This window comes from Paenibacillus sp. FSL W8-0426 (genome assembly GCF_037969725.1).
Classification (GTDB): domain Bacteria; phylum Bacillota; class Bacilli; order Paenibacillales; family Paenibacillaceae; genus Paenibacillus; species Paenibacillus hubeiensis.
Genome location: NZ_CP150203.1, coordinates 3,600,054 through 3,614,263 on the forward strand (window position 1 = coordinate 3,600,054; position 14,210 = coordinate 3,614,263).

Consider the following 14,210-nt stretch of genomic DNA (forward strand, 5'->3'; position numbering starts at 1 on the left):
CTTTTCCTAAACAATAAGCGGATAAACCTAAAACAAGAACCGGTTCAGGGTCGATCTAACATAGATAACATAATAATCGGATTATACTTATATTAACCATAGGAGTTGTCGTCATTAAAAGTATATTGATTCCATCTATAATGGCAAACAAATGCTGGCTCAATTACGAAATGTTCGTGGAAGACTTTTCTGAGAGAATGACTATGTACACCAACTTGTTAGTGTAATTGGAGCATAAAATAGATGGCCTTCTCGTAAAGTTGGTAAAAAGCAAAAAAGCACCAGCACCTGCTTCGCAGGGATCTGGTGCTTTCAGAGAATTGTATTCAATACGATTAGTATAATCTACGATCCTAAGGCTCGTCAGCGCTCGGAATTTCGTAATATTGCTCAAGCCGTGAAGACCTATAATTCCATAAATCCCCATGTCAGTCCCCTAATATCATTCAAGGTTCTAATTCAAGGTGCATCTTGGCTTCCGCCTCATCCCATGGCACCGAGTAACCCGCCCCCTTGGCGCAAAAGATGGAGGAAGATGTATACAATGGGTCTGCCCCTTTGCGGTAGCCCATCCGCTCTATGACTTCCTCCGTATTATGGCAGCGGTCGTAGCCGCCGAACACGCAGCGGATACTGCCTCGTCCATGCGTAAAGGATGCAAATTCGGCACTGTAGTTCATGAAAGTCGACACAGGCACCCTGCCCGTGACCACCGCTTGCGTTCCGGCTGTCTCCGGCGGATTAAAAATACCTGAAGCACGCTGAATATCGGACAGCACCCTGCCCATTTCATCGATAGCGACTTTGATTTTGAAATCGTAATAGGGCTCCAGCAGCACGTTGTCCGCCTTCTCCAGACCCTGCCGTAGTGCTCGTAAGGTAGCCTCACGAAAATCGCCGCCATGGGTATGTTCTTTATGCGCGCGGCCCCTCAGCAGCGTGATGTTCACATCGGTGACCGGCATGCCGGTCAGCAGTCCGTGATGCTCCCGTTCGTAGAGGTGATTCCGAATCAGATTCTGATAGCTGACATTCAGATCATCGGCATGACATCTGCTATCGAACGTGATGCCGCTGCCCCTTTCTCCCGGTTCAATCAGCAGATGCACTTCCGCATAATGTCTGAGCGGTTCGAAGTGTCCGTACCCTTTCACAGCCGATTCAATCGTTTCCTTATACAAGATTTCCGGTTGTCCAAAAGAGATCGCAAAGCCAAACCGCTCTCTAACAAGCTGCTCCAGCACTTCCAGTTGAATCAATCCCATGACGCGGATCGAAATCTCCTGCAATTTCTCATCCCAAACGACGTTCAGAGACGGCTCCTCCGCCTCCAGCGTGCGAAAAGCACCGAGCACCTTCTGTACATGGTTCGAATTATCGAATAATACCTTCGATTGTAACGTCGGCTCCGAATCGTAAGCTAACTTGTCGGATATCGCCCCCAGGCCTTGACCGGTCTCGGCGGCCGACAATCCCGTAACCGCAAACAAATCGCCGGCTTCTACTTGTTCCACCGGCTGCGATTTAAGGCCGTTAAACAAGAAGAGCCGCGTAATTTTTTCGTCATATTGAACCCCGCCGCTCTCATAACGAAGCTGTTCTCTCACCTTCAACCGACCACCCAGTGCCTTAATGAACGTGAGTCTCGCTCCGCCTGCATCGTGCCGAATTTTATACACCCGCCCCTGGAACGAAGCATCCCCGTCATAAGTGGTTGTCGTCAGCAGATGCAGCTGATCCAGAAATTCAATGACGCCTGTATCCTGAAGCGCAGAGCCGTAAGCACAGGGGAAGAGAAGACCGGCCGCGATCATCCTCTGCAAAGCCTCCAGCCAGAAGCCAGAATCATCTCTTCCCTCCAGGAATGCTTCCAGCAAAGCTTCGTCCCGCTCCGCCATGGCCTCACGCAGCGGCTCACCGATGATGCCGTCAGCGAAGCCCTCTGTAATGCAACATACTTCCCCTGTCAACTGCTGACGGATATCCGCCTCGGTTCTGCCTGCATCCGCTCCGATCCGATCCGTCTTGTTGATAAAGAAAAACGTCGGAACCCGATGCTTGCGCAGCAGCTGCCAGACTGTCTCAGTATGGCCTTGGACGCCTTCAACTGCGCTTACAATCAGAATGGCATAATCAATGACCTGAATCGTTCGCTCCATCTCCGGGGAGAAATCGACGTGTCCTGGCGTGTCTATTAAATAGTAGCTGTCTCCTTTATATTCTATTACCGCCTGATCTGCGAACACCGTAATGCCCCTTGCCCGCTCGATGTCGTGGCTGTCCAGAAACGCATCCTGATGATCCACCCGCCCTCGCGACCGGATACTGTTCGTATGGTACAGCAGCTGTTCCGCAAAAGTAGTTTTACCTGCATCCACATGGGCGAACAGGCCAATCGTTAGTCGCTTCATCGAATCCCACTTTCAACATTTCTTGTTTTTACTGCTCATTCTATTTAAGCATAGAAATCGGGAGAGTGGGTAGAAGTCCGTTTGGAGAGAGAGTTCGGTTTCTTCACTGTGACTCCATGGTTGAATGTGACCGTTCCGAATTAATCCGAATACCCTAAAAAATGCACCTCCAATTGTTAGTTGTGTCTAACAATTGGGGATGCAGTTCATATCCTTGGGTGTCTTTTATATTGCTTGAATGAATAATATCATGCCTTAGGTATTTCATTGAAGAAAGTGACATCTTCAATCGGTAATCTTACCGTTCGGTGTCCGGGCTTCGTCGCCTTACCGATGGCGATAAGCATAACAGGAGCGTATCTCTCTGGAATATCGAACGCCTCTACAAATTTAGTGTGGTCAAAGCCGCCCATAGGGACCGTATCATAGCCTTTAGCGCGGGCGACAAGCATAAGCTGCATGGATACCAACCCACTGTCAATAAGTACTTTTCGGAGAACATTTTCTTGGGACATGCCCGCGAACAGTCTTTGGTAGCGTTCCACGAATGATTTAGCTGTCTCTTCAGGCATGTAACCCGCATCGACCGCCATTCCATAAATTTTCTCGGCCAATGTGTACCCTTCCAAATCTCCGAGTACCGCAATGACTGCTGAAGCCTCAATCACTTGCTGCTGGCTGTTGGCGATAGGAAGCAGTTTTTGCTTCAGCTCCTGCGAGTCGATTACAAGGAACCGCCACGGCTGCAGATTGGCGCCTGATGGAGCCAGCGTAGCTTGCTGCAAGATTTCTTTCATTTCCTCCCGTGGGATCATTACTTCAGTATCAAAGTAGCGTATGGACCGCCGATCTTGAATAATGTTAAAAAACGGCTGCTCCACCTTTTGGTTCGGTTGTACAAAAGACATTCTTCTCTCCTCCTCATACTCACTATCCTCAATTGAGTCACAGTTAACAGTCTCATTTACTCTGTAAGAAACAAGCCCTAAATTTCACTTATCTTTGAACGGATATCCGGAATCGATTAATTCCGGGAATAGCTTGCGGACACTAGAAGTGTCCAATTCCAAAATCAATATCTTTTAGCACATAGCCATACTCCTCCCTAAGCTTTATAAGACTAATTCTGCTTTAGTTAAACCACATAGCACTGCAGTAAAATAAGTCTTATTGTTACTATAAATTATTCAATATATAATCTAAAGTAGACACATTATTTTAATATAGCCTTATAAAGTAGACTAACTATATTATAGTAAGGAATGATTTTGTGGATATAAGCAAAGAGAACGAACTATGCCTCATCTCCATTTGCGAAGCTTTAGAGGTTGTTCGCGGAAAATGGTCTATTTTGGTACTTACCTTACTTAGTTTGGGTCCGCAGCGATTTAATCAAATGCGAAGAAATTTAGACAACGTCAGCATCAAGTCTTTAACGGATGCCCTGCGTCATTTGGAGCAGCATGAAGTAATCAACCGCCAGGTGTTGCCTACATCACCTGTCACCGTTGAGTATTCGCTAACGGATAAAGGAAGGGCATACACTCCCGTACTTCGGGAATTGCGCATATGGGGTGAGACCTGGGGGAGAGAAACGTCTGAAGCACGTTGATGATCGCGAACCCTCCTTAGGTTAAGCTGTTCCATAACTTCTCTAACCGGACTGAATGCTAATTTAATATGAATTGCACTCATCTATATTTACACTGTTGCCACAAAACACACCTCCAAGATGATGTCCATATCTTACGACATGGTTACATTTTCTTGAAGGTGTTTTTATATTAAGCCACCAAGCGGGGTTTGTCCCCTTGTGGGAGATTGGGAAACATCAACTATTCATTTTGGTAAGGTGTTTCATAAGGTTCAACATACAATCCTATTTTTTTAGATGAACTTCTAACCGTAAGTAGAATGGTTTTCAGTTCACTATCTTGCATTATTCAGTACTGCATGCTATTATTCTTTCTGTACTACTGAATAATGAACAATAGCTTGATTTGCGATCTATTTCCAACTTTGACCGGGCCGTGATCTCTTTATTCATTAATGGTGGTTTGATTTATCTAGCTAAAGTCATCCGTTAGCGGACTGGTGATAACTTGAAAGGCGGTAACAACCATGTTTAACATTAGTTCAAAAAATGACAAGAAAGCACTCAGAAGACGGCTGTCAAAGTTTCCTCTTCCACGTATCTCTCCCCTTCCGTCGGGATGGAAAGGAGCTATTTTTGGAGTTTCTATTGTTACGTTGTTCATTTGTTTAGTTCAAGCTTTCTATTACCTTGGGTCGCGAGGGGTTCAGGACTACTTCGTCGGTACAATATTATCGATTCTGGCCGTTCTTGGACTCACGGGACTTGTTGCAGGCGTGTTGCATTGGGCTAAAAAAATGCCTTCTCGGTATGTTTGGTTCCTGCTGGCATCTATTGGTTTACTGTATCTCAGTTTTTTAGGACCCCTACCGTTAACGTTATCCATTCTTTTATGCATCCTCTTCTCCTTTTCTTTACTTGGAGCCTTGCTTTATCGATTCATAAAGGGTTCGTATCGCGAAGCTGCAAGGTGGGTAAAAGTAACAGCAAGTTCAGGGATTGCTGCGGTGTTTATTTTCATTTGTGTACTGGGATATTGGCTCACTTGTGGAGGTTTTGCCGAGTTAGAGGTTCAGTATCCTTTACAAACCGTCAAGACTGCGGACAATTACTCAAACTCCGTGGCCAATCCGGCTGAACCTGGTACATTTCGTGTAAATTCAGTGACCTATGCAAGTAATCCTACGTATCGCAAAGATCTTGATACCCAAGGTCGTCTAACGACAAAGACTGTGGATGGATCGGCATTTGTAGGAAATTGGTCTTCCAGACGTACGAACACCTTTGGTTTCGGTCCAGAAGCGATGCCGCTGAATGGCACAGTTTGGTATCCTGAAGGCGACGGCCCCTTCCCGCTTGTCCTTGTTGTACATGGTAACCATCTTGCGACCGAGTTCTCTGATCCCGGATATGCCTATTTGGGAAAATTACTGGCAAGTCGTGGATATATCTTAGCTTCGATCGATGAGAATTTTCTGAATATTTCTCCGTACGATGATCTGTTTATTTTAGATGGATTGGAGGGTGAAAACCGTGCACGAGGTTGGTTACTGCTCGAACATTTAAAAACGTGGGAGTCATGGAATGCTTCTGAAGGAAATCCGTTCCATAGCAAAGTAGATATGCAGCATATTGCACTGATGGGACATTCCCGTGGGGGTGAGGCCATCACTACGGCAGCCGCGTACAATCAAATGACAACATATCCCGAAGATGCAACCATCAAGTTTGATTACCATTTTAATATTCAATCCCTTGTCTCGATCGCAGGTACCGACATGCAGTACCAACCGGGCGGACAACCCATCGAGCTTCATGATATCAACTATTTGTCCCTACATGGCTCCCACGATATGGACATCAATTCGTTCGTTGGAGCGAATCAGTATTTTCGTACACGCTTTACTGAAAATAGTCATTATTTCAAATCATATGTGTACATATACGGTGCAAATCATGGACAATTCAACACGGTTTGGGGTAAATCCGATGCTGCCGGGATCGGAAACATGTTATTTAATAACTCAGAGATCCTTCCTGGTGAACAACAGATTCAAGCTGCAGAAGTATTGATATCCTCCTTTTTGGAGGCCACATTGAGGAACAATCATTCGTATCGGATGGTATTTCAAGATCTAGGATACGCCAAGGAATGGTTGCCAGAAACCATGTATATCAGCAATTATTGGGACGGAAACACGACCACCCTCACTAATTATGAAGAAGATTCCGATCCGGGGACAACCACGTTACCCGGCGGGCGTTTGGAAGGAGACTCCCTAAAGGTCTGGAAAGAAGACAAAGTAAAGATGGAACTGTCGGATGAACAGTATAGCGCGGTTTTCTTGGAGTGGGATAACAGATCGGCTTCCTCCACTCCTGTATATAAGGTCATATTGCCGGATTCGGGGATTGATATAACTGACACAAGTACTCTTGTTTTTTCCATCGCTAACCATGATACCGGGCAAGAAGCTCATGAAGCAGACACTTTAGTCGACCTAACGATCTCCGTTGAAGATGAAACTGGAAACGTGAGTCGCTTGCCACTTAGCAATTTTTCACCCCTTCTCCCCATGTTCGAAGGTGTTCTTGCCAAGCGGCCGTTAGGATTCTTCCAAACGATTAAGGAACCGATTTTTCAAAACTTTGCTTTCGATATGAATGATTTTATTAAAGCCAACACCAATTTAGTGCCCGAACGGATCCGCAAGATTAGTTTTATTTTTGACCAGACCACCAAAGGTAATATCTTAATGAAAGACATCGGTATTCGGAATGATAAAAAATAAATGACTATGGATTTGGAGGTGTAGGCACAGCGGGTTCTCCATCGCGGCCAAGCCGCCGGCTTGCCGTTTCTCTACGACCCGTTGCCGGGACGTGAGTTCCCGCTTTTGCCAAACCAAACGTCGGCATATTGTTGTACATACATTCATATTGCCCTTCTGGGACTAGATAGGTTTCGTGAAAAATACCTACATCTCCTCCTGTTCCAATTTTGCGGTTGAAATCCCTCCATGCCTTCAAATGGTTAGCTCCGTGTCGGGCATAGTGCTCCAAGTGTTCAAAGCTTCTCCAATATTGAATGAGTGTAAGTCCCCGTCCAGAAAAGTGATAGGAACCTTCCATGAACCCGAGCTCCTCTTTGTTCCGGTACAGTTCCTGAAGCATCGGGGACATGGCATTCATAACAGGCAGCCATTTATGTACCGCCCACCACTTGTTAATCCGAAAACCAATCACGAACACAACGAAGGAACCCTCCATATGTGCGGTATACCGACCTGCAATCACGTTACCCATGCTTATTCACTCCTTCTCCTTTATTTCAAGCAAACCCATATGCGTTTCATAGAAGCGACCGATATCCGTAGAATTGTACAATTGAGCCGTCAGGAACGCACCATAAAAAATGGTGAAACAGATCTGTACAGCTTGTTCCAAGGTAAGAGTGTAATGGAGCTTCCCAGCTTGCTGTTCATCCCTCATGAACTGTTCGAATAAAACAAACATATTAGGCGATTGACTTCCTGCTTCCTCTTGGCCCGGAAAGAGCAGCGATACTTCAGCCCGACTCAGCTCAGGCATGCAAGGCTGCATGTTCTGTTCTGCGAGAAAAGAGATCAAACTCGGCATCATTCCCGGTCTTACTTGATACTCCTTAGCGACCTCGGACAGCAAATGGCGGAATGCATGAAATCCTTTTATACCTTCCTGTTCGATTTCGATTATCCGTTCAGTGAGCCAAACCCGCATAAAATAAATAAGGAGATCCTCTTTACGTTGATAAAACTTGAAAAAAGTGACCTTGGATATTTCAGCTCTCTTGCAGATATCCTCAATCATGACCTGGCTGAACATCCGATCCTTCATTAAGGATAATCCCGCTTCATACAGCGCAATTTTGTTCTTGGCTTTTTTTAATTCCCTTAATGGGATATCCCGGCTCATAGCGATTGCACCTCTTTAATATTAACTACAGTAAATAAATTAACACGAGTTAATTTATTTTGTCAATGTGGCTAAATAGACAAAAAATACCCCTTACATTGTTATACAGATGCAGGGGTACGGCCTAGTGTAAATCATTTTTATCCTATTGGACTCATTAAATAAATCGCCAAGGCCCGATGTCTGTGATTCGGCGCCCAAACCGCATGGTTCAATAATTCGATCATAACCAAAAATAAATGAATCATGTGAGAAAAAATCTTTAGTATCCAAAAACTGTGATTGATCTAGAAGCACATAAATATAGTTATTCATGTCAATACAGTCCATCAAAAAAGTGCATATATCCTTGTTGAAGTGCCGGATCAACTGACGACTTAAATGTTGGCGAAGAAACCAAGGACAAAATTCAAAGGAGGGAGTGCGGTAGAAGTCCACGTAAGTGCTTCCCTTATTCAAGGTGAGTTGGAGCGGAATGAAATGTGTCATAATCCATGGTTTAGCCTGTGAGTAATTGGCTAAGACGGCAAACATATTTGCCTGCCACTGCCACGAGGTTATAGCCGGATACTTCATCGGTAATATATTGGATCGCAATTAGGCACCCCCTTGGGTAAAGAATTTAATTTTCCCAAATGCTTGCCAGATCATTGATTTGAAGTGACACGACCTTTAGTTCTCCGCCAAGAGCATAGAGTTCTAGCCCCCTACTTTCCAAGTCGGGGAAAATCATGTCTGAAACGATTGTTTTTCCTTTATTGCCGAAGACCTCTACACTAGACCAATCCACGTAAATGCTCAACTGTATCTGTTCATGCTCTGACTTCATAAAGGCCTTGTGTTTTGCAGCAAAATCGGGATGAAAATCAATAGCGTTCGACTTCGTCCGATCGACAAACAACTCCTCATTCAAGACATTATATCCAATGATCGTCTCCTGATTGGAAGACTTTCGCACCTTGAACCCAAATTCTATGGCAGTACCGATTTCAAATTCCGCAATAATTTCTGCCTTTACAGCAGAAATATCTGACAAGACGTTGCTGCCTGGCTTAATCGTCAAGTCTTTCAGTGATAAAATCGGTTTCCTTAGTTGGCTTAACTCACTTATAGGTGCTTGAATTAAACGGAGCCCCTCCGAACAACTCTTAAGTTGTATCTCCCGGGGAATGGACATGTTGCCACGCCATTCCTTTGAAGGAAGAGTGGAAGCATACCGCCAATTGTTCATCCATCCAATCCATATCTTTCGTCCGTCCTCGTTCGGAATGCCATCCCAGGTCACGGCCGCGTAAAAGTCAGATCCGTAATCGATCCATCTGATAGCATCCAAAGATTCCAATGTTTCATCTGGTGTGAATGACTTACCGTCAAAGCTCCCTATGAAATACATCATGCCAGAACCTCCAGCCGGTGGCTCTGGATCCTTTGGATTCACACCATTTCGATCCCCGACACTTAGCGTCAGAATCCACTTCGTAATACTGGGATCCTCAGCTACTTGGATTCGAAATACATCGGGACACTCAAATACCCCACGGTGAATACCCGGAATATCGGAACCGAACTCGCTTGCAAAAGACCATTCCTTAAGATTTGAGGACGTGTAAAATTCGACACGGTCTCTTACAGCAAGAACCATTATCCACATTGAGGATTCATCATGCCAGAATACCTTCGGATCACGAAAATCTAGCGTTTTCATTGGGAATAAAACCGGGTTGCCTTCATATTTTGTCCAGGTTCGACCTTTATCCCTGCTGTAAGCGATGCTTTGTACCTGCGGTTTTCCTGGCTGAGCACTGTTGCCATCATTAGTATAGATAGCAACTAATCCGGATCCATCCTTGTTGAAAAATCCACTTGTATTGTTTTTGTCCACCACCGCACTCCCCGAGAAGATCGCTCCATCTTCTTCAGGAAAAATAGCCGGTGGAAGTTCCTCCCAATGCACTAAATCCTTGCTTACCGCATGCCCCCAATGCATTTTGCCAAAGTCAGGCTGGGTATCATGAGGTGTATGTTGGTAGAAAAGGTGATATTCTCCTTCATAGTAAACCATGCCGTTAGGATCGTTCATCCAATTTTCCTTCGGCGAATAATGTAATTGGGGCCTGTATTTATTTTCGCAAAAACTATTCTCTGGTTCTTTTCTGCCACTCATCTCACCCGATAAATGAATTTTCTTAATGTTATTCACTCTCCTTTTAGGTTATTTAGGATCTTATTGGAATGCGTGCTGGTAACTGCTTAGTGTACCTGAAATATGCATCCCTTATTAACAAAATAATCCATCTTCGTGCATTTGTCAAAATATTTTTACTTAAATATATATATTTTTGGTTATATGATTCATTTTATTTTTACATTTGCACAAAATTCTATCAATCCACTCGAAAATGACCAGTTTTATTTAAGATGAGCTAATTACCCTTCTTTATTTTGTAAACCAAATGTTCATCCCAGATGTTCATTAAAGCGCTGTCAAATTACATTTTTTATTGAATTTTATTTGATTCATCAAATTATGTTGTTAAAATTATTATTTCTAAGCTATTAGCATACTGTTTGGAGTGGTTATATAAATTCAGGCGGAGTCTATCCAACGTTTTATGAACCAAAACGAGACATTTCATTCAGAGGCTTTAACTTCACCGGTTTTTATTTAGATCCCCACCTAATCGGCAATCAGACTATGTTCTTGTTCTTTCCGGCAATAGAACTTGTACCGATAACATAAATAAGCCGCTAAAATAGCGACTTTAATGGGAATATGTTCTTGTACCTCGACATCTTTGGTCGAGATACCTGCTAATCTCATTTCAATAGTCTGCATCTACACTTCTACCGGGTAGTCAGTTCCTCGCAGCTTTCAATGGGCAATCTTTTTGTCATCCGACACGTTTATATCATGCAACTATTTTCTCAATTTATTATTTAAAGATGGATAAGAATATTGATAAGTTTCCCGAATGGGTCTCTAACAAAAAAACGCCGAACTCCCCATGGCTCCTCAGTTGGTCCATACTCAATTGGAATTCCTGCTTCTTTTATACGAGTCAACGCGTCATCAAGATCATCAACCTCAATTGACAGATCAGGCACAGGTGTTCCAGAGCCTCCTTCTAATAGAAAACTAACCTGAGTGTCCATTTTCTCGTTCGAACCGTATGTTGTAATAAATCCCATATCCATTAATTGATGAAGTCCAAGGATTTCCCCGTAAAAATGCGAGGCTTTGGAAAAGTCCTGCGCTGCAACATTTGCAACAATTCGTTTGACCTTCATTTTTCATCCTCCTAAAGTTTTGATATCTAATCATAAAAGCGATTGAGAAACTGAAATATATACGTAACACCAACTGGGGACAATTTCAGTTTGGGGCGAGCTAAGCGGTAATGTTTAAATTTAAACATATTCTGCAGCAACAGTCCAAGAAAGCGGCATAGGGATTATCGGCAAGTTCAAAAGGCAGCAAACACCGCTGACAACATGCCTTTTAAAAGGTACATTATTGGGCCCGAACGGGCCATATTTTTGAGTGGATTTAAATAAGACCTACATTTTGTTGTTATTATGTAAAATACAATGGGTTCATAGATTGATTTTTCACAAAAAAGCTAGCCAATGTTTATCATCGGCCAGCCTCTCTTTAATTAAACCATTAACATTGTGAGACACAGGTTCATTGTATTCCGAACCTCTTTTTCCTTTTACGATAATGGTATATGTTCCCGATGGATCTGTCTTTACACTAAGGCAGCTGAATTCAATCCGATGCCAACTCGTTTCCCGGCTGAATAATTCAGTCGTTTACCGCTCGCGTTATGGAGCTTCCTGATCGGCCTTTAAAAGACAACGTATACTCCGGACACCTTATTCATTGTGGAGTACATTGACCGCATTAGCCGGAAGTCTTTTTCTTGTTCTTGCGGAGCAGCATCGTCAAGAACAGGAGGAGCGGAAGCGCAACCTGGAAGATCGGCCAGATTCTATTCAAGGCCACATGGAGACCGAACCATACAAATTCGGTAAATCGGGGTGAAATAAACGTCAGACCGTATATGATAATGCTCAGGAAAAGGAGGGCAGGCTTGTATCTGAAAGGGGTGACCGTTTGCATGCCGATGACGGCACCGAACAAAAACCCCGCCGTTTTGATCCCGATTCCAATAAACAATATCATGGTAAACAGGACGTCTGCCCGTTCAAACACCTTGGGCACCTGTATAAGCTGCGTTACCTCGAATAACGGATAGGTGCTGGATGCAGCCAACTCCGGGCCCAGCACAAGGATGGAAAGCTCATTAACGACTATAAGGAAAATGGCCGTAATCCAGTATACGATAACGATCCACCGCTTCAGCTTACGTTTATCCGCAATAAGTTTAAACAGAGTTAAGAAAAGTACCGTCTGCCCGAAGGGGAAGGACATAATTTCGGGTATGGCTGCCTTCACTACGGGCATGAAGCCGTTCTCCAACACGGGAAACAAAAATTCAAAATGCAAAAGCCCCGTAAAAGGAATCAGCAGCATAATACTGCCATAACCCAAAACCATGAGCAGCACCCATATATGGCAAAGAAGAAACCAGACTCTTGGACCGAACCGCACCACATCGGCACAGACGATTAACGCAATTAAAGTAACGATCCCGGTTGGGGTTCTGTTCAGTAATGTCAAGGTCCCGAGCTCCCCCATATCCCTGATCGTTCGGGATGACTCATATGTAAAGTAACCGATGAACCCGAGTCCCGCCAGACTTCCCATCCATCTTCCCCAATAATGGCGGAACATCTCGAATAAATCCAGCTCCGGTTCAAGGCGGTGAATGGTCAGGTACATCAGCAGCAGAATGAAGCCGGCGATGGCCCCGATCATCATGGCCAGCCACGCATCCTGCTTTGCATCGCCTCCCAATAGGAATAGTGTTGTACTGCCAACCTGAAACAAAGAGAAGGCCATGACCAATCCGGATACACGGGTAACGGTTTTACTCATCCTTTTTCGCTCCTCCAACAGGGTTAGGATTTGCTCCCGATATGCTTCTGCAGAAGCCCCGGGCGCCGAATTTGCGCATCCACCCGAACATCCAATTCCATCTTTTTAAATTCCCGCCCCCACTCGCTTTTCACTGTTTTCCACTCCTTCGGGTATTTGCGGTGAATCCGGTCAGCGAATCCCGCTGCGTCCACGCCAAGCTCTTGAAGCCTGGTCCAGCCTTCTTGAATCGTCCGTTCAACTTCTTTTTCGATCTCCGCTTCCATCTCATGGATGGTCTTCATTTTGGAGATATCTTTGTCGCATGTGGTTTCGATCAGTCCCCCGGTAAGTTTGACCGCAATCTCCATCGTGTAATGGAATCCGGTTTTGCGGGGGGTTAATTTGACTTTGGCGTTGTCTGCCCTGAACGACGTGTACATCTCGGACTGGTCGCCGCAAGGGAAACTAATTTGGGTATTCTTCACCTTTTGCGCCAAATAAGATAAGCCCAAACTTTCATCCCTGTTCAGGAATCCTTTGAGTTTTCCTTCATGAAACAACGCCAATTTGGTTAGAGTCAGCCTGAGCGGAGTTGAGGTCTTTTTGAAGACATCCATATTTTCGGCTTCCTCTTCGTTTTTGCGGGTTACCTCCCCGGTCAATTCGGCAACCGGCACTCCAATGGACTTGGAATCGGAATTCATGCTTAAAGCGAAATCATAAATCCTTGTTTTAGGAAAGACGGACAGGGTATCGCTTTCCTTATCGATCAAATCAGCCATCCCGGCACCAGGGAGCTTTTCGGGCGGCATGAGTTTTTTCAAAGTATCTGAAGCAGACCCCTCCGTCACGACCAAAGCTACCATTTCCCTAGCCTCGGTATTGCGCAGATAAAAATCGATCAGACGGTCCATGCCTGCCTCCGCCGCTCTTTTTCCAACATACACCACGCGATTATGCGAAATGTAGATCCGCCGCGATGTCTCCAGATTGCTGTTCGACAAAGCCTGATTATAGGTTTTTCCTTTTACCGAAATGACATGTGATGCGAGTTGGGAAGCTCCTCCAGATCCTCCTCCGGTTCCGCTTGCAATGGCCGACGGGATAATGACCTGATAGGATACCATCCACGAGCCATCCTCCATCATATCAACTCCCGTGGCTGAAGTTACCCACAGCTCGTTGAGCTCGATCCGGTTCCAACAGCCCGTTAAACCGAACAAGGCAGCCAGGACCATAATAAACCTGCCGAATTGATGCAACATCC

10 protein-coding genes are annotated in these 14,210 nt (G+C 44.7%); 2 read left to right on the forward strand and 8 right to left on the reverse strand.

Features of this window, described 5'->3' with window-relative positions; translation table 11 throughout:
* Nucleotides 1–446: 446 nt before the first annotated feature.
* Complete coding sequence (locus tag MKY59_RS16110) at nucleotides 447–2,411, reverse strand: translation factor GTPase family protein (protein ID WP_339272309.1); 1,965 nt, start codon at nucleotides 2,409–2,411, stop codon at nucleotides 447–449.
* Nucleotides 2,412–2,659: 248 nt separating this feature from the next.
* Nucleotides 2,660–3,319, reverse strand: a complete 660-nt coding sequence (locus MKY59_RS16115; RefSeq protein WP_339272311.1) for a nitroreductase family protein — start codon at nucleotides 3,317–3,319, stop codon at nucleotides 2,660–2,662.
* 362 nt (nucleotides 3,320–3,681) lie between these two features.
* On the opposite strand from MKY59_RS16115, the gene MKY59_RS16120 reads away from it, so the two are divergent.
* On the forward strand, nucleotides 3,682–4,023 hold the full coding sequence (locus MKY59_RS16120; protein ID WP_236412742.1) for a helix-turn-helix domain-containing protein: 342 nt from the start codon (nucleotides 3,682–3,684) through the stop codon (nucleotides 4,021–4,023).
* Between the two features lie 509 nt (nucleotides 4,024–4,532).
* Nucleotides 4,533–6,797 (forward strand): MFS transporter, encoded by a 2,265-nt coding sequence (locus MKY59_RS16125; RefSeq protein ID WP_339272313.1) that lies wholly within the window; start codon nucleotides 4,533–4,535, stop codon nucleotides 6,795–6,797.
* Between the two features lie 4 nt (nucleotides 6,798–6,801).
* Here MKY59_RS16125 and MKY59_RS16130 read toward each other — a convergent pair whose 3' ends face one another.
* The 6 genes from MKY59_RS16130 to MKY59_RS16155 all read right to left on the reverse strand — a co-directional run bounded on the left by MKY59_RS16130 (nucleotide 6,802) and on the right by MKY59_RS16155 (nucleotide 14,208).
* Nucleotides 6,802–7,311 (reverse strand): DUF4188 domain-containing protein, encoded by a 510-nt coding sequence (locus MKY59_RS16130; protein ID WP_236412740.1) that lies wholly within the window; start codon nucleotides 7,309–7,311, stop codon nucleotides 6,802–6,804.
* Between the two features lie 6 nt (nucleotides 7,312–7,317).
* A complete protein-coding gene (locus MKY59_RS16135; RefSeq protein ID WP_339272315.1) occupies nucleotides 7,318–7,959 on the reverse strand; it encodes a TetR/AcrR family transcriptional regulator in 642 nt (213 codons plus the stop codon).
* A gap of 622 nt (nucleotides 7,960–8,581) precedes the next feature.
* Nucleotides 8,582–10,159 (reverse strand): glycoside hydrolase family 32 protein, encoded by a 1,578-nt coding sequence (locus MKY59_RS16140; protein WP_339272317.1) that lies wholly within the window; start codon nucleotides 10,157–10,159, stop codon nucleotides 8,582–8,584.
* A 737-nt stretch (nucleotides 10,160–10,896) separates the two neighbouring features.
* Nucleotides 10,897–11,247 (reverse strand): VOC family protein, encoded by a 351-nt coding sequence (locus MKY59_RS16145; protein ID WP_339272319.1) that lies wholly within the window; start codon nucleotides 11,245–11,247, stop codon nucleotides 10,897–10,899.
* Nucleotides 11,248–11,863: 616 nt separating this feature from the next.
* On the reverse strand, nucleotides 11,864–12,961 hold the full coding sequence (locus tag MKY59_RS16150; RefSeq protein WP_339272320.1) for an endospore germination permease: 1,098 nt from the start codon (nucleotides 12,959–12,961) through the stop codon (nucleotides 11,864–11,866).
* 23 nt (nucleotides 12,962–12,984) lie between these two features.
* Nucleotides 12,985–14,208: a Ger(x)C family spore germination protein gene (locus tag MKY59_RS16155; RefSeq protein ID WP_339272322.1), complete on the reverse strand. Its 1,224-nt coding sequence runs from the start codon at nucleotides 14,206–14,208 to the stop codon at nucleotides 12,985–12,987.
* Nucleotides 14,209–14,210: the final 2 nt, after the last annotated feature.

Bases quoted from the DNA above. Each gene is read 5' to 3' on its own strand.
- MKY59_RS16145 (WP_339272319.1), bottom strand. From the start codon at position 11,247: ATGAAGGTCAAACGAATTGTTGCAAATGTTGCAGCGCAGGACTTTTCC.
- MKY59_RS16150 (WP_339272320.1), bottom strand. From the start codon at position 12,961: ATGAGTAAAACCGTTACCCGTGTATCCGGATTGGTCATGGCCTTCTCT.
- MKY59_RS16115 (WP_339272311.1), bottom strand. From the start codon at position 3,319: ATGTCTTTTGTACAACCGAACCAAAAGGTGGAGCAGCCGTTTTTTAAC.
- MKY59_RS16125 (WP_339272313.1), top strand. From the start codon at position 4,533: ATGTTTAACATTAGTTCAAAAAATGACAAGAAAGCACTCAGAAGACGG.
- MKY59_RS16155 (WP_339272322.1), bottom strand. From the start codon at position 14,208: ATGTTGCATCAATTCGGCAGGTTTATTATGGTCCTGGCTGCCTTGTTC.
- MKY59_RS16130 (WP_236412740.1), bottom strand. From the start codon at position 7,311: ATGGGTAACGTGATTGCAGGTCGGTATACCGCACATATGGAGGGTTCC.
- MKY59_RS16110 (WP_339272309.1), bottom strand. From the start codon at position 2,411: ATGAAGCGACTAACGATTGGCCTGTTCGCCCATGTGGATGCAGGTAAA.
- MKY59_RS16135 (WP_339272315.1), bottom strand. From the start codon at position 7,959: ATGAGCCGGGATATCCCATTAAGGGAATTAAAAAAAGCCAAGAACAAA.